We start from the raw sequence: 15682 nt of genomic DNA, 5'->3' as shown, positions 1-15682 counted from the left end.
ACCGTTGACAGTCAGCTTGATACCAAAGAGCAATTGCTTATTGGATCGGGCGATTCACAAAAGCTCGTTGAGTTTTATAAGTCAAATATACAATCCGACCCTGTATATAAAGTCAAACTCGTTAATTTGTATTTGGACCTTAAAGATATTAAATCGGCAGAATTATATAGAAATACATACAGCCCAAGCGATCTTGATGAACCGGATTATATTCTAACGAGTGCACGAATTTACTATCTGAAAAAGAACTTTGAGCGCGCATTAGAAGAGTTAGACAAGTATAGGGATGAAGGTGGAGCAGAATATGAGTACCAACTTTTAACAGGAAAAATACTGGCGCAGCAAAAACGATTTGCTGAAGCAATTGAGCATTTTGAGGAAAGCCGAAAACAAGGTGCATCCGATAGAGAGGCTGGTAACAATATCGCTGTTGTCAAAATAATGCAGTCTGATTATTTAGGTGCGACGGACATTTTATATGATCTCTATCTTTCAAACCCTAATGACCAGAGAGTGAGTTCTAACTTAATCCTATCTTCGGTTAAATCTCAGCGACCGGATATAGCTCTGGAAGTTCTAAAACACTCGAATAGCGATGAGCAAGCTCATAAACAGTTATCTGCATTAATGAGGTCAATATCTAAAAGCAAAGGGAAGAAGGCCATGACACAGTCAACGATAGAAATGGAACAACAGCTTGTTAGTGCTCAAGCTAATTCTGGGGGCTTTGTAGCACCAACATCGCGAGTCAGTAAATTGGATACGACCGCAGAGTTTCAAGCATCTAGACACAGTGTGGATGGTTCTGTTCTGGATCCAAGAAAGTTGAAACCCAATGCAAAACCTATTTATCGAGTGCAAGTCTTAGCGACGTATACGGCGATTCCTTCGGACTTTCTGAACTATCTAAAAACCAACTATGGCTCCGTGTATTCGTATACACATGGGTTGTGGAAGCGCTATTGCATCGGTGATTTCAATGATCTGGACGAAGCTAAGGCATTCTTAGATAGCATCGATATAAAGGGAGCATTCGTTGTTGATTACACCAAGAAAAGGTACGTTCGACTATGAGATCGTTTAAACGAAAGCAAAAGGGATCATTGACGGTTGAAGTCGCCATGGGTATTCCGATCTTTTTGGCTATTGTATTTGGATGGGTTGAAATCTGTATTTTAACCTTCTCAATGAGCATGACTGATCACGCATTAACGACAGCAGTGATGCGAACTAAAAAAGCGGGTGACTCGAGCAGTAATAACTCCATTAACTACGGCCAAATGATCAAAGACGAGTTGGACAAAGCGGGCGGCTCTTTGTGGAGCAACGTAGTCAAAGAGGGGAGTGTGATCATCCATGTTAACTATTTTCGAGATTACGAAGGCTTTCTGAAATGCACGGATACTTATGCTTCTGCAGATAAGTGTCCAGATAAGAAAGATGAACCGGAAGATATGGCTTTAGCTGTTTACGCTTTGGAATACACCTACGATCCGATTGTCTCCATATGGTTCCCAGACATGCCTATCAAGCGGGAAATTATCACTATTCAAGAATATGAAAGATGCTCTTTCAAAATTGGTCAGGGAGCGGGTTGTGCAAGCTAAACAAAAAGGTGCATTTGCAGTTGAGTTGGCGATGGTATTGGTCTTTGCATCAGGCATTTTTGTCGTCGTAGTAAACCATATGTTGGCCATCAATAAAAAAGGACAACTCGACAGAGCTTCTTATTCATTGACCACGATCTTTGCTGAACGAAAACAATTGTTTAATGCCAATATGGATATCTGTGCGGGCGATTGTCAGAAAACAGAACACAACGCGTTTGTGATTGCTTCTGCTTCGATGAAACGAATGATTCCAAACTTTGACAAAACTAAATTTGGGATGCGTATCGACGAGATAAGGCTTGAGGAAACCGCTTTATCTGGAGGTAAAGTGAATTACCGAAGGGTTCAAAAAACTCTGACTAAAGGGAGCATACACGGATGTGATTTTCCAGACATGAGTGATGTAACCAAAGAAAAAGCGATAGAAATACTCCCCCTGACATCACGAGGCCGCAGGTTACCTATGTATCAGGTTTCCCTTTGTTATGAAATCCCGACTAATTTGATTGGTATCGCTAACGGAGAGGTTTTTCGCCTTGTGAGTACATCTTATTCATTTGCGAGGGTTTAAGGTGAAATCGATCAAGAAAAACCAAGGTGTCGCAGGTATTTTATTCGTTGGTCTATTGCCCATGATGGTAATTTTCATGGCATTTTCGATGCAGATGTCTCAACAGATGCTGGCGCATACAAGGTTATTAGAAGCCGCAGAGGTTGCCAGTTTAGCACTTATTGCGAGCCCTAAAGAGGATGAAGAAAAGAACGTAAAGTATGCTCGCTATTTGGTCGATAGATACGTTGTTGATAACAAAGATGATGTTGATGTTGCTGTGTACACCAGTAAGTGTGAGTACAAAGACGGCTGCGTCCAAGCCAGTGGTGAACTTGCTCCGTTTAGTGACTTTGTGGTGAGTGCGACTGCCAAATATACGTCTTGGATCTCGTACGAAGAGATGAACTTAAAGCCTGAGTTTTCAGTGAGTGGGCGAGCAGTTACGCGAAAGTATCTCCCCCAGCCTGTTGATGTCTACTTCATCGGTGACTTTAGTGGTTCTATGAGTTACTCGTGGAAGAGCGGCAAAATAAAACTCGATGTCGTGAAAGAAACCATTAAACGAGTCGTCGATGACATTGAAGAGTTTAATACGGAAGAAAAGAGCCGAGTTGCTTTGCTCGGGTACAACCCGCTCCATGTTAAACAATCTGATGAGATAGTAAGACTTAATGCTTATGGTTATCGTGGTTCATGGCGAAAGAAATATGCTTATGACTACGCTCGGAATTCTCCTGCGACAACGGTTAGACGAATGTTTGATAAACCAACCTTGTATAATGAGATCATCAAACCATCGTATGGAATGAGTCTATATGAAGTAGAGAGACTTTATAAGCGAAACAATGATTTTGATGATGACTACAAGTTTTATGATATTCCACTAACTGAAGACTATGACAACTTTCGAGCTCAGTTGATGAGCGATCAGTTGAAAGCTGGTGGAGGCACCTCTTCTTGGAACGGGATCATTGCTGCGGCACAAGAAGCCAATAAGGCGACCAACCTTAACCCTGAACAAGTGTTTATTGTGTTATCCGATGGTAGCGACAACGACGAGACTTATTTACAGAAATTGGTGGATCAGGGGTTATGCAAAAAGCTGCGATCAACCATTTCAGCGAAACGAAATCGCTTCCAAAGTAATGTCCCAACTGAAGCCGAGAAAACCAAAGTCACCATGGGCGTCATTGGTATTAACTATAAAGTGGCAGAAAGTGATGGCTTTGGTGATTGCTTTGGTAAGAAAAATATCTATCACGCCAAAGATGGCGAAGATGTATACAAGTACATATTGAATTTGATTAATGAAGAAACCGGAAAACTAAAGGATTAACATGAGATACCTAGTGATTTTATCTACGATGCTAATGTCTCCATTGGGCTATGCAAACTGTTTGGGCAATGTCGGCGAATACGTCACTTCGAAAACGTTGGTGTCTTCTCATATTGTTACGACACAAGTGACTGGAAAGCTGATAGAGCTTGATAAGAAACCGCAAAATGAGGTTATAAATAGAGAAAGTGAAGTCATTCAAATCGCAGCTCAAGATGATGTGTGTTTCTATGACAAAGCGACGCAATCTTTGGTGCTTAATTATCCAACTAATGTGTACCTATTAGATGAAAGCCATAAACAAGTATTAGGGCAGTACCTTAGCTTGGTGGGTGATAAGTCTAAGATTTATATAGAAGGTCACGCAGATAGCTTGGGCAGTAAAAGCTACAACAAGGCACTGTCATCTCGCCGTGCCGGACAAGTGGCGAGTTACTTAAAGAAAGATCTTCATCAAGGAAGCCGTATCGTTGAGTATGCGTACGGCGAAAATGCCCCAATTTGTAAGGTCGCAGACAACAAGGCAACAGGTTGTAATCGACGAGTTGTAATCACAGTTAAGTCGTAATGGGCTTTGTTGTCGTTGTCTGTATTTTTATTTTTTTGACCGCGATGTTAAGCGGCGTATAAAGAAAAGGGAGCCAATTTAGGCTCCCTTTTGTTTATCGTTAGCTTGTAGGCTCTGGCTCTTTATCCATGGTTTCTGGAGAAGGGGTGAGATACTCATATAACTCATCATAAGGAATAGGGCGAGAGAAGTAATAGCCTTGCATCAAGTCACATCCACATGCCTTTAGAATTGCGAAGTGTTCGTTTGATTCTACGCCTTCTGCTAATACCACCATGCCGAAGTTCTTACCGATTGCGATGATGTTTTGCACCATTGTGAGTGACTGCTGATCGACAGCAATGTTCTCGATAAAGCTCTTATCGATTTTAAGCTCATCGATAGGCAGTGCTTTTAACATGCTTAGTGATGAATAGCCTGTCCCGAAATCATCTAAAGAGATCTTTATATTCTTCTCTTTGAGGGCTTCAAAAGTCGGTTTCACCAAAGTCACATCTTCAATGAACAAGCTCTCCGTAATTTCTAGCGTTAAACAGCTAGGAGAGAGTTGATACTTTTCTAGCGTCGCGAACAAGTGCTCAGAGAAGGATTGATGAGAAAACTGGCGCACTGATATGTTGATCGACAGCCCGATCTTTTGTTTTGTTGTTCGGTGCAAGTGGGCGATCTGCATAATGCTGGACTCAATAATAAAAGTACCAAGCTTTTGCATTAAGCCTGTGTTCTCAGCTATCGGTATAAAGACATCTGGCGGAACAAAACCCAATTCGTCATCAATCCAGCGAACGAGTGCTTCTACACCGTGAATACTCTCATTTGCGCGAACCAGTGGTTGGAAAACCATGAACAGCGTTTGTTTCTCGATAGCGATGCGTAGCCTTTGTTCTACTTTCATTTTGTAGAGGTGCGCGTCTTGCATTTCCGTTGTGAAAATACTGTACGAGTTTTGCTGCTGTTTCGCTTTGTACATCGAAATATCGGCAGAACGTAACAGGCTATCCAGATCTTTTCCGTGTTCAGGGAAACGTGCTACGCCGATGCTGCAACCTAACAAAAACTGAGCGCTTTCAACTTCATAAGGTTGAGAAAGCACTTCAATAATGCGCTTGGCGAGTCGTTTAATTTCAGCTTCATTCGACAAGGGCGTTAAGAACAAAAACTCATCACTGGATTCACGTACCAATAGGCTGAGGCGAGATCGGAACCTCATCAAACGCAAAGCGATCTGTTTGAGAACCTTGTCTCCAAAGTCATGCCCGTGGGTGTCATTGACGCATTTAAAGTTATCGATATCGATAAATAATAGCGAAAATGGCTCTGACTCATCGTCAATCCATTTGCCAATGTTTCTACGCATGTACAAACGGTTTGGCAGAGAGGTTAAAGGGTCATGGTTCGCCTGATAAATGAGTTGGCTACGAGTGCGTTGTTCATTTTTGGCAATCGACTTAACCAAAAAGTAGAAACCAAACTGAAGAAAAATAAAGGCAACGAAAAGAATGCTGAATTCTTGTATGAATATACTATCGACGTGAGTTAGGTCGGTACGTCCTACCACCCATAATTTGTAGTTTGGGATGTATTTCGCGCTCATTAAAGAGTGGTATTGTTCATCGTCGACGACAAAAGAGTAGGTTTCTTGCCCATTCATCGCTTCTTGCACGCTAATTCCGAAGTGGGCGGTAAAGATACTTGCAATACGCTGTATGACATCTTTGCCTACCGGAGAGGAATACGCACTCTCAGATTCGATATCACTCGAATAAAATTGGCGATAGCTGTCTTTTCTGATCAGGCTTAGTGTATTGAAACTTCCGGCGTGAGCATTATTTTCAAATACGATCGTTGCGTCTAATCGTAGCCCTGCGGTCATTACTGCATCGGTTTTCTTGCCATAGATTGAAATGGATTTTCTCAGCGGGATAACCAAGCTATTCAACGATTCTTGAAAATAGGTACGGCCAAGCACCATGCTACTGCTTGATAGGGCCTCTAGGAAGGAGCCTCTGGTTGGCGCGTATTGCAGTAAGTTCCTTTGATTCGCAAGCTCGAGATTTGAGCTGATCGATAGGTAATCACCGTCGGTATTCAACAAGCCAAACGCTGCAATCGCAGGGTGAGTCTCAAGTAGCTTGTCTAAAATTGGCCTAATCTGGATAGACGCAGTACGTGTGAAATCAGACTGTTGAGCCAGTTGATGGCCGACCACTTCTAACAAGGCTTCTTGACTGGTCAGCAGCGAGTTGACGGAGCTAGAAAAAAGCTCAACCTGAATGTGTTGCTGCTCTGTGAAGTCGTCTCTGTTCGCTTTCCAGTTTGTTATTCCCAACGCGGCGAAAAGTATCAGGGTCAGTAGTACGATAAACGCGTACAGCGACCAGATATTTTTCTTAAATAGAGCCATGAGATGCCTTTTGTTGGTTACTACTTTTAACAGACTGCAAATGACAAACTATTGGGTTGTCAGTGTGATTCATGCAACGAAAGATACAAACACAAATGGTGAAAGCATCAATGATTAAATAGTGTAACGACTATGAGCAGAGATTCTTGAGTGAAATATTAGTATTCATAACGCCGATAACGATTAGTTTATGATTAATCACAAATTATCGTTAGCAACTTAATGTCGGCTATAAATCAAACGGCGTGAATCGAGTCTTGGTCTCAAATGAACATAGCGTTAACTGCGACATAAAAGCTTACTTCATGAGACGTGAGGCCATCATTATAAGTAAGCTCTTTATGCATGCGCAGTATATTCTAACAGTGGCAGTAAGCGAAGTTGAATTACTTTTTAGTCACGGCAATAGGCAGTATGTCGTTAGCACCCCATTCCGTCCATGAACCATCGTAAACGCCCATTTCACCAGTATAGCCAGCGAGCTTAGCGGCTAATAATATGATGCAGGCTGTTACACCAGAGCCACAGCTAAAGAACATAGGCTGAGAAGGCGTTAATTCTAACGTTGAAAAGATATCAACAAGCTCTTCTTGAGGCCTTAACTTGCCGTTATCGAGTACTTGGGCAAACGGTAGGCAAATCGAATTCGGTATATGGCCACTACGCAAGCCTTCACGTGGTTCAGGAACTTCTGAATCGAATCGAGCTTGAGAACGAGCATCTACAATGTTTGCGCTCTTGTCAGTTGAGTAACCTTCAATCTGCTGAGCACTGACAAAGTAGTTGTCTTGAATATGGCCTTCAAAATTGCCCGCCTTTACTTCGGTGCGATAGCCAGTATCTGTCGCGTAACCGGCGTCGATCCAAGCGGGCAAACCGCCATCTAAGATGAATACGTCATTGTGTCCCATTGCCATCAACATCCACCACGCACGGGGAGAAGCGAAGGTTCCTGAGTTATCGTAAACCACAATCGTACTGTCTTGATTGATGCCAATTTCTTTTGCGCGAGTGTTGAAATGTTTTTCGGTCGGGAACATGTGAGGAAGCAGGGTATGCTTGTTACAAAAGTCTTTGTCGTAGTCAAAACGAATAGCACCAGGAATCATTTGTCCTTTGATTTTTTCTGACTCGCTTGGAATTTGAAATTCGATACTGGCGTCGAAGAGGATGATATTGTCTTCTGCTAGCAAACGTTGTTGAAGTTGTTCTGGTGAGATGAGTGGCTGATTCATTATTGTTATATCCATTCTTGTTGTTTTAGCGATTCTTGCTGTTATAGCAAATACAGTGTTAGAGCGATTACTGTTGCTTTTGCGAATACAGTTGCTTTTACGAATACCGTTGTTGTATCGATAGCTACTGAGCTGCTCGACAGTGGATGAACTGATAACTGCTTTGTCCAGTTATTTGATTGTTTAATGTATCAAGCGCGACCACAGAATCAATAGGGCAGTCTGTGGTAGGAGCAATAGAGACCCGAAATACGTCATTATCTTTTGTCTGAACCGTGAGATAACGCCTGTGTCCATCTAAGGATTGAGTCAGCGTGTTCGAAATGACTTTGGCTTGAATGCGTTGCCCCGTCTCAGAGGTTAGCGGGAAATAGGCAAGGGCAACTAACACGCCTACGCCACACATTAAGATAAATAGACCTATTTTTAACTGTTTCATGAGAGTAAGTCTTTGAAGGTTATATTGAAAATATAAGTGAGATTGGTGGTAAAGTGAATGCTACTCGCTAAGAAAGCTGAATTAACCGCTCTTCGACGAAAACAAAAAAGTGAGCATTTCTGCTCACTTCTTACTTACAAATAACCAATTTTGACTCTGTTTCGTCATAGACCTAACTAACGACAAGTTACCTGCTGTTAAACGATTTACTGCCAGACAATCTGAGAGTCGCCGCTAGAAACCACTTGTTGTAATGGAGGTTGACCATCGTAAAACCAAATCTCTATCAAGAGTGCTTCATGGTTTACCGGCGCTGCAAAGTTGGAGGCGAACACACCATTATCTAATGGACCTGCGATGACCTTACTGGAGTAATCCGGCTTCAAGGTTGAGTCATCTCTTGTACTAAATCGGCTATAAACGGTCACAAAAGAACGGTCTGTCGAAATTCTGCTGATGTCGATGTCGAGATCAAACTGTTCAACAGAGTTGTAGTCAAACCCGTCAGGTACCACCAAATCACTCATCGTATAGCTTTGCGCTGCTGCCGCACTTGTCGCGGGAGACGGCGTTGCTGTTACCGGAGTCGTCGGGGTTGCAGGTGCCGAGGGTGTAGATGGCGATGGAGTCGATGCACTGCTACCGCCACCACCGCCGCCGCCGCCGCCCCCACAACCGGCTAATACTAATGGCGCTGCTGCTAATATAACGGCGAGTGACTTCTTCATGTTCCAAGTGTTTTGTACAGACATACGTTTTTCCTCAAAGAGATTGCGACTTGAATCAACGCAATGATTGTCTCGATATTGTTTAGTGTGAATAGTCATAACGTCTCTCCTTATGGTTCGTAACGTTGGTTGTCTGCAGGTGATTGGTACCATGTCTGGTTCGTTTCACCGCCGGATTCTGCGTATTCTTTAAACTCTGGGTAAGCGGTCACAATATCTACGTACTCTAGAGGCCACTCCCATTCGTCATCCGAAGTCACAATGAGAGCCCAAGGGTGATTTTCTACTGTTTTGAAGTATTTACCTGTTGATGGATTACTGTCATCAACGCCTAAACCAGCTTCAAAAAGGTTAGTGGTATCAAACGCTTCGGTTGGAGCTTGGTCCGGCAAGTGAACTTCCCAGCTGCGTCCTGGATGTAGAGGTAGGTTTTCCCCGTGATAATACCCAGGCGTTGCGAAAATGAACGGGTCGTAAGGCATATCGGTCCAGCTGCCAGTACTCACACCGTCGCTGGCTAAAGTAATACCAATTTGGAATGAGAACTGCTCATCCTCTTTGCATCCATTACTGGTGCGGTAGAAGGTGCAGCCAGTGCTGATTTTTTCTGTCAGGTCATTGGCGATAACAAAGATTGCTTCGCTACGTCCATCTTCTAGGTCAAGGTCAGTGAATACACCGTTGTGTTTCATGTAAGAGCTGCCATTACTCACCAAGCTCGGGTCTAGGTTAGGAAGTCGAACAGCAAAACCATTTCTGTACGATGCTCCGACAGCAGCAAGGCGGCCGTCAATAGTGGACTTAACGACTTTTCCATCTTTAAGGATTTCGGTAATGCGATACATAAGAACAGCATCGTTCATGTCGTAGTCGGCTTTATATGGCCAGTTATCTTCGTATGCGAGCGTTGCGTAACCGGAAGCACTTGGGAAGTAACGAGCGGTGGCACCATCGTTAAGAACATCGACTTGAATATCGACCACCTCACCAGAGGTTGAACCGCCAAAGTAACTTAGGTTGGTTTGTTGACTGAATCTAAATCGAGCCCACGTCGTACCGGATAGTGCGTTGATATCAACATTAAGGAACAGATCGTTTTCACCCGCGTCTAACAGGTAATCGGTAAACACTTGCTCGTTGGCGCCATCGAAGCTGCCATCTTGGTTCCAGTCTATCCAAGCTGAAAGGTAACCGGTTGTTGAAGCTTCAATCACCACTTTTGAATCAAGACCAGCTTCAAGTGCGGTCACAAAACCGATACCACCGTTCGCCCACTCATCATCAATACCCACACTTTCATCCGATTGCGGAGTTACATAGCCGTCAAGGTCGGCGTCGGGCGCATCTGTACCTAACCAAGTCACGCCATCCAGTTCATGTCGAGGGCCGTTACTTGCTAATAACGTTAGGTAAGTATCTGGAGCGTCACCGAAGTCGATGTTGGAATCTTCATCCACAACAGGCGCATTCGCACAACGAGCACCATCATTTTGATTTGAAGAAGGGCCATTCGATACAAACTCTACAGCAGGAACGACACCTGCAGCGATGTTTGCAGCGTTATCTGGGGACAGGTTGATACGGTAGATCTTACCGTCTTGATTTCGAGATACGTAGTAGTAGCCGTTCACATCGAAATAACCTGCGCCGAATGTCCCCGTTTCTCCAGTGTCACCTATGTAGGTTTCTGCGCCTGTAGTTGGGTTGAATTGGTACAAGCCACCCGAGTTATTGTCGATACCATATAAAGAGCCATCACTTGGGTGGAAGGCAAAGTCGGTCAACCTCACAGTTGCTGGACTACCAGCGATTTTGTTGACCGTGACGGTCGCATTCGGATCAGAGTCTAAAGGAGAGAGGTCAACGGTGAATAAGCCTTTCCCTGTGCGGTAAAGGTAATACACATGGTCATAGACGTCGCCGACATAGAAAGTGTGGTCAGTTGGTAAGCCACTGGTGTTGATAACTTCTGCTTGGAAGTCTTGGCCAAGACGCACTAAGCGTTTGTTGGTGGTGTCATAGCCATAAATATAACGATCCTGGAAATCAAAACCGACACCATTGATATTGGCATTCATACCCGTATCGTCTTCTAACAGAGTAGTTGAGCCGGTCACTAGGTTCACTCCCCAAACTTGCACTGGGGTGGATTGAAAGAGGTACGCCTTACTTGGACAGGTATCGAATGGCGCTGCGTTGGCGACTAGGGGGGCGCTTAATAGCAAACTTAACGTTGTAATTCTCATATCTACATCCTTGTGATGGAAGGTCTAGATACTTTTACAAGTTACGTGCCATTTTTAAGTTGTTGATTTTTATGGTTTATATTTTAAGGCGTTAGGTTTCTCATTATATTCTCAAAATGAGAATTCAAATGAAACTAATCACTCATAGAGTATTTCAAATTGATAAAGCGATTTGAGACGCTTATGTTGAGACCTAAAAAAGCCCTGATTTTTAGTCAAGGCTTAGGTTTTCGATAAGAGGGGATATGATTCAGTCTATCCACACACCGAACAATTAGGCATCTTCATTAAATTCATTTCACGCCAGTTGTGAGACATGGCATCGAGAATCAAAAGTTTGCCTTGCTTTGGTTGTCCAAACTTGGCAATAACCTTGATAGCTTCCAAAGCCTGAGCCGCGCCTACCATGCCAACAACAGGTGCCATCACACCGGCTTCGACACAGCTTAGAGCAGCATTACCAAATAGAGCGCTCAAGCACTGGTAGCAAGGTGCGTTTTCATCTTGATAAGTGAATACGCTAATCTGACCTTCCATGCGAATCGCAGCACCTGATACTAGTGGCGTTTTTGATGCGTAACACAAACGGTTCAACTGATTACGCGTTTCAACGTTGTCACTGGCATCAAGAACAAGAGAGTGTGCTTCAATCAACTTGCCAAGTGCCTCGTCATCAAGCCTGTGATCAACAGTTTCAATCGTCAGATGAAGATTCAATACTTGCAAAGACTCAGCGGCAGAATCGACCTTCTTCTTACCAATATCAGCATCGGTATGAAGCACTTGTCGCTGTAAATTTGAAAGCTCGACAATATCATCGTCGATCAGTGTTAGCTTACCAATGCCCGCCGTCGCAAGGTATTGAGCAGAGGCACAGCCTAAACCACCTGCACCTAACACTAAGATTGAACTCTGTTTCAGCGCTTCTTGGCCTTCAAAATCAAACTGTTTGAGAATGATCTGGCGATTGTAACGAAGCATCTCTGCGTCAGACAGTATTTCCATCAGCAAGCCTCGTTAGTAAAGCGTCGAGTTAAACAGTTGAATCTGAACCGTTTCACCGACTTCAACACGGCCACGTTCGCGCTCTAGTACCACAAAGCAGTTTGCTAAGCTCATTGAGCGGAAAGCGCCAGAGCTTTGGTTACCTGTTGTTTCTACTACAAACTGACCGTTTTCAATCGAGTAGATGCCGCGTTGATAATCAGTACGGCCTGGGCCTTTTTTGAATGCGGACTTAGTGATAGCCGGAATCGATTCTGGTGCTGTCCATGCGGTGTGACCAGCCAATTTAGCCAGCATAGGTTGAACTAACACATACATAGTCATCATTGCTGATACTGGGTTACCCGGTAAGCCACAGAACCACGCGTTATCCAACTCACCAAATGCGAACGGTTTTCCGGGTTTGATAGCGAGCTTCCAAAAGCCAATTTGACCGAGTTCTTCCAAAATATCTTTGGTGTAATCCGCTTCACCAACACTCACACCGCCAGAAGTCACAACAACATCTGCGAGTTCTTGAGCTTTCTCGAAGGTTTCTTTAAGCGTTGCAGGGCAATCAGGGATGATGCCTAGGTCAATCGCTTCACAACCAAATGCTTCAATCAGCGGTTTAATGCCGTAGCGGTTGCTGTCGTAGATCTGACCGTCTTCAAGAGGTTGCCCTAATGGCTTGAGCTCATCGCCAGTAGAGAAGAAAGCGACTTTGGGTTTGTGTGCCACAGTTACATGGCTCACACCGAGCGAAGCAATCATTGGAATGTCACGAGGCGTTAAACGTTCGCCACGGCTAAGAACGATATCGCCTTGCTTGATATCATCACCAGTAGGGCGAATGTTATTGTTCAGCTTGATGTCGTCTTGTTGAATCTCAATGCCAGCGTCAGTTTCAGCCGTGTTTTCTTGCATGATTACGGTGTCACAACCTTCCGGGATCTTTGCGCCTGTCATAATGCGAATACAGGTGTTTGCTGGCCATTCACCTTCAAATGGTTGACCTGCAAAGGACTTGCCCGCTAAAGGCAGTACTTTACCGTTCTCTAGGTCTGCTAAGCGCAGTGCATAGCCGTCCATTGCTGAGTTATCAAAAGGAGGGACGAAAATAGGGGATAGAATATCTTCAGCAAGTACGTAACCCAATGCTTCTGCCAATGGCAGTGATAAGGTCGTTTGAATAGGTTTAATTGGTGATAGCAGCTTATCTAGTGCTTCTTCAATTGGCATCAAGCCCGGAGCGTCGCAACAGCCCATAATTGAAATCCTTTGATCGTTATTATTTTGATTTGGTGGTTGGCAATAGGGATTCAATAATTATCAAATCATGATGGTTCGCCAACGAAATTGCAGCCACTTTAGCATAGTTTAAGCCCCGTAAATAATGACCTCCCTTAAAATATGGGTGTATTTATTCAAAATTCCGAGTATCCTTGTTTGCCATCCAGAAGGGGTAATAAAAGAGGAAGTTCAATGTCAGGTCTTAGCGAATCAGCGAAGTTGGTTAAAGATGCGCTAGCAAGCCGCGGGTTAGAGACGCCAATGAGTCCTAACCAGGTTAGCCGAGAAGAGAAAAAGGAACGAATCGAACACCATATGCGTGAGATTCTCACTCTCCTTGAACTTGATCTTACGGACGATAGTCTGGAAGAAACACCGCAACGTATTGCTAAAATGTACGTGGATGAAATTTTCTCTGGTTTGGATTACGCTAATTTCCCTAAAATTACTGTAATCGAAAACAAGATGGGTGTTCGTGAGATGGTACGAGTAAAAGACATTACCGTGACCAGTACGTGTGAGCACCACTTAGTGACGATTGATGGTAAGACTGCGGTCGCTTATATCCCGCGTGGGAAAATCATCGGCCTTTCAAAGATTAATCGTATTGTTCGATTCTTTGCTCAGCGCCCACAAGTTCAAGAGCGTATGACGCAGCAGATCCTTGTTGCACTGCAAACGCTACTCGAAACCGATGACGTTGCTGTAACTATGGATGCCGTTCACTACTGCGTTAAATCTCGCGGTGTTATGGACGCAACTAGTGAAACGACAACAACAGCTCTGGGCGGTATATTCAGATCAAACCCAGCAACGCGCCACGAATTCTTACACGGCCTGCGTTAATACGTTTCGTTATTGGATGAACGCGATTTATCCTCTGTAAATTGAAGTTCGTTGAAATTATTCTAAGCCTCGCTTTCTGCGGGGCTTTTTTACGCCTGTAATGACTACGAATGTCGTTTTTCCCTAGAGTGAAGAATGAGCGACTCATTCACTTTCGTCATTCCCTAAAGTGAGGAACGAACGTAATAGGGAATCTCTTGCGGCCAAGCAGAAAAAGCACGCTCTATAAAAACATAGAGCGTAACTAGAATCGATCACTGGTGGAGTGCTTAAGAAAGGTTAAACAGACGCTTTAAGTGGTGAACAATACCTGATGGCTTGTTCTCGGCTTGATAGATGTTCAAGCCATCGTAAAAACTCGCCATGAACTCTACGCGAATCTCATCATCACTGCTTCTCGATATGCGAGACAGTAGCGTAGCGGCCACAGCAGCATGATCATTGGCTAGGCTGTAATCCATTCCTAGTCGTCCTTGAATGAACAACCACAAGTGCGTGACTAGTTTTAATTGTTGAGCGTTAGAGTTTTGAAACTTGTCGCTGTGTTCAGTACCTACTGTATTATCGAATACATTTTGCATCGCCTCATTCGCTTCTTTATTGCTTTCAAAGCGATAGCTTGCATCGATATGTACTTTAGTTAGCAGGCCAAGCAATGTCTGACGTGCAGAGTTGTCTGGCTTGTTCTCGCAAGCGTGTTTAAACAAAGCGTGGTTTTCATCAATAAATGACGACAGCTCTTTCTTGTAGCCTGTTGAAAGCGCTTTTACTGAATCTAAACCTGCTTCCTTTAAACACTGGTGAAGCTTGGTTCTAGCTTGTTGTTTCGCTTTGATTTCTTGCTGCGCGTTGGCTTGCTGCTTGGCTTCTTCTTGCAGGCTAGCTTCAGTTTGCGAACTATTCGGGGTTGGACGCTCAGTCATTACTCTGTAGCTCTTCCCACGTAACTTCTGCAGATTGAGTATCGCTGTTAACGAAAGCTGAGTTGCCCGACAGCATTACTGAAAGGTCCATCGTACGTTGTGTCATCGCTGCTAGCTGCTCAATACCATCGTTGTCTAGACGAACGATCTGAGCTTTTAGGTAACCGAATTTACCTTTGTTCTGCTCCCACCAAACGTTTGATTTAGTGTTGAAGCTGAATACGCGTACTGATTTAGATAGGCGAGTTGCCTTCTTAACAGGCTCTGGATCAGGTTCGCCTACATCAACCCATTCTAGGATTTGATCGTCTAACGACTTCTGCCATAAATCCGGTTCTTCAATGCTAGACAACCCTTTAGTGAACTCAAGTTCAGGAGATGCATTGATACAGAAAGCCATAATTCGAGCCATCATTCGCTGTTCTGTTTCAGAAGGGTGTTGTGCAACCGTTAGATTAAAAGAGTCGTAATAGTCGCGATTCATATCGGTTAAAGAGACGCGGATTTCAGTCGCCAG

At 43.8% G+C, this 15682-nt stretch carries 15 protein-coding genes; 6 read left to right on the top strand and 9 right to left on the bottom strand.

What is annotated here, in order from left to right; translation table 11 throughout:
* The 5 genes from AB4484_RS25330 to AB4484_RS25310 form a co-directional block, all read left to right on the top strand.
* On the top strand, positions 1–1074 hold a 1074-nt coding region (locus AB4484_RS25330), incomplete at its 5' end, for a tetratricopeptide repeat protein (RefSeq protein ID WP_372080904.1).
* Complete coding sequence (locus tag AB4484_RS25325; RefSeq protein ID WP_048615458.1) at positions 1071–1607, top strand: TadE/TadG family type IV pilus assembly protein; 537 nt, start codon at positions 1071–1073, stop codon at positions 1605–1607. The genes AB4484_RS25330 and AB4484_RS25325, both read left to right, overlap by 4 nt.
* Complete coding sequence (gene tadF / locus AB4484_RS25320) at positions 1597–2181, top strand: tight adherence pilus pseudopilin TadF (RefSeq protein WP_048615457.1); 585 nt, start codon at positions 1597–1599, stop codon at positions 2179–2181. Before AB4484_RS25325 ends, tadF begins: the two co-directional genes overlap by 11 nt.
* A 1-nt stretch (position 2182) precedes the next feature.
* Positions 2183–3499, top strand: a complete 1317-nt coding sequence (locus AB4484_RS25315; protein ID WP_122081091.1) for a Tad domain-containing protein — start codon at positions 2183–2185, stop codon at positions 3497–3499.
* A 1-nt stretch (position 3500) separates the two neighbouring features.
* The gene (locus AB4484_RS25310) at positions 3501–4067 is read left to right on the top strand and encodes an OmpA family protein (RefSeq protein ID WP_122081090.1); all 567 of its coding nucleotides are present in this window, start codon (positions 3501–3503) and stop codon (positions 4065–4067) included.
* Between the two features lie 100 nt (positions 4068–4167).
* On the opposite strand, the gene AB4484_RS25305 is transcribed toward AB4484_RS25310, so the two are convergent.
* The 7 genes from AB4484_RS25305 to moeA form a co-directional block, all read right to left on the bottom strand.
* The gene (locus tag AB4484_RS25305) at positions 4168–6471 is read right to left on the bottom strand and encodes a putative bifunctional diguanylate cyclase/phosphodiesterase (protein ID WP_372080903.1); all 2304 of its coding nucleotides are present in this window, start codon (positions 6469–6471) and stop codon (positions 4168–4170) included.
* A gap of 386 nt (positions 6472–6857) precedes the next feature.
* Positions 6858–7706: a sulfurtransferase gene (locus AB4484_RS25300; RefSeq protein ID WP_372080902.1), complete on the bottom strand. Its 849-nt coding sequence runs from the start codon at positions 7704–7706 to the stop codon at positions 6858–6860.
* Positions 7707–7830: 124 nt separating this feature from the next.
* Entirely contained in the window at positions 7831–8145 is a 315-nt protein-coding gene (locus AB4484_RS25295; RefSeq protein WP_050620744.1) for a hypothetical protein, read from the bottom strand.
* A 206-nt stretch (positions 8146–8351) separates the two neighbouring features.
* A complete protein-coding gene (locus AB4484_RS25290) occupies positions 8352–8972 on the bottom strand; it encodes a hypothetical protein (RefSeq protein ID WP_372080901.1) in 621 nt (206 codons plus the stop codon).
* 11 nt (positions 8973–8983) lie between these two features.
* Positions 8984–11119: an LruC domain-containing protein gene (locus AB4484_RS25285; protein ID WP_372080900.1), complete on the bottom strand. Its 2136-nt coding sequence runs from the start codon at positions 11117–11119 to the stop codon at positions 8984–8986.
* 255 nt (positions 11120–11374) lie between these two features.
* Positions 11375–12124, bottom strand: a complete 750-nt coding sequence (gene moeB, locus AB4484_RS25280; RefSeq protein WP_052878635.1) for a molybdopterin-synthase adenylyltransferase MoeB — start codon at positions 12122–12124, stop codon at positions 11375–11377.
* 12 nt (positions 12125–12136) lie between these two features.
* Complete coding sequence (gene moeA / locus AB4484_RS25275; RefSeq protein WP_372080899.1) at positions 12137–13372, bottom strand: molybdopterin molybdotransferase MoeA; 1236 nt, start codon at positions 13370–13372, stop codon at positions 12137–12139.
* 216 nt (positions 13373–13588) lie between these two features.
* On the opposite strand from moeA, the gene folE reads away from it, so the two are divergent.
* Positions 13589–14242 carry a GTP cyclohydrolase I FolE gene (gene folE / locus AB4484_RS25270; protein WP_017061725.1) on the top strand — a complete coding sequence of 218 codons (654 nt, stop codon included), beginning with the start codon at positions 13589–13591 and terminating at the stop codon, positions 14240–14242.
* 269 nt (positions 14243–14511) lie between these two features.
* Here the strand turns inward: folE and AB4484_RS25265 are convergent, their stop codons facing one another.
* Positions 14512–15165: a hypothetical protein gene (locus AB4484_RS25265; RefSeq protein ID WP_372080898.1), complete on the bottom strand. Its 654-nt coding sequence runs from the start codon at positions 15163–15165 to the stop codon at positions 14512–14514.
* The gene (locus AB4484_RS25260; protein ID WP_372080897.1) at positions 15158–15682 is read right to left on the bottom strand and encodes a YaeQ family protein; all 525 of its coding nucleotides are present in this window, start codon (positions 15680–15682) and stop codon (positions 15158–15160) included. The genes AB4484_RS25265 and AB4484_RS25260 overlap by 8 nt, the downstream gene beginning before the upstream one ends.

This window comes from Vibrio sp. 10N.261.46.A3, assembly GCF_041472995.1.
In the GTDB taxonomy this organism is placed as follows: Bacteria; Pseudomonadota; Gammaproteobacteria; order Enterobacterales; family Vibrionaceae; genus Vibrio; species Vibrio coralliirubri.
This window is presented reverse-complemented; position numbering and strand designations above follow the sequence as displayed.

Bases quoted from the DNA above. Each gene is read 5' to 3' on its own strand.
- folE (WP_017061725.1), top strand. From the start codon at position 13,589: ATGTCAGGTCTTAGCGAATCAGCGAAGTTGGTTAAAGATGCGCTAGCA.
- moeB (WP_052878635.1), bottom strand. From the start codon at position 12,124: ATGGAAATACTGTCTGACGCAGAGATGCTTCGTTACAATCGCCAGATC.
- moeA (WP_372080899.1), bottom strand. From the start codon at position 13,372: ATGGGCTGTTGCGACGCTCCGGGCTTGATGCCAATTGAAGAAGCACTA.
- AB4484_RS25285 (WP_372080900.1), bottom strand. From the start codon at position 11,119: ATGAGAATTACAACGTTAAGTTTGCTATTAAGCGCCCCCCTAGTCGCC.
- AB4484_RS25295 (WP_050620744.1), bottom strand. From the start codon at position 8,145: ATGAAACAGTTAAAAATAGGTCTATTTATCTTAATGTGTGGCGTAGGC.
- AB4484_RS25305 (WP_372080903.1), bottom strand. From the start codon at position 6,471: ATGGCTCTATTTAAGAAAAATATCTGGTCGCTGTACGCGTTTATCGTA.
- AB4484_RS25310 (WP_122081090.1), top strand. From the start codon at position 3,501: ATGAGATACCTAGTGATTTTATCTACGATGCTAATGTCTCCATTGGGC.
- AB4484_RS25300 (WP_372080902.1), bottom strand. From the start codon at position 7,706: ATGAATCAGCCACTCATCTCACCAGAACAACTTCAACAACGTTTGCTA.
- AB4484_RS25290 (WP_372080901.1), bottom strand. From the start codon at position 8,972: ATGACTATTCACACTAAACAATATCGAGACAATCATTGCGTTGATTCA.
- AB4484_RS25325 (WP_048615458.1), top strand. From the start codon at position 1,071: ATGAGATCGTTTAAACGAAAGCAAAAGGGATCATTGACGGTTGAAGTC.
- AB4484_RS25265 (WP_372080898.1), bottom strand. From the start codon at position 15,165: ATGACTGAGCGTCCAACCCCGAATAGTTCGCAAACTGAAGCTAGCCTG.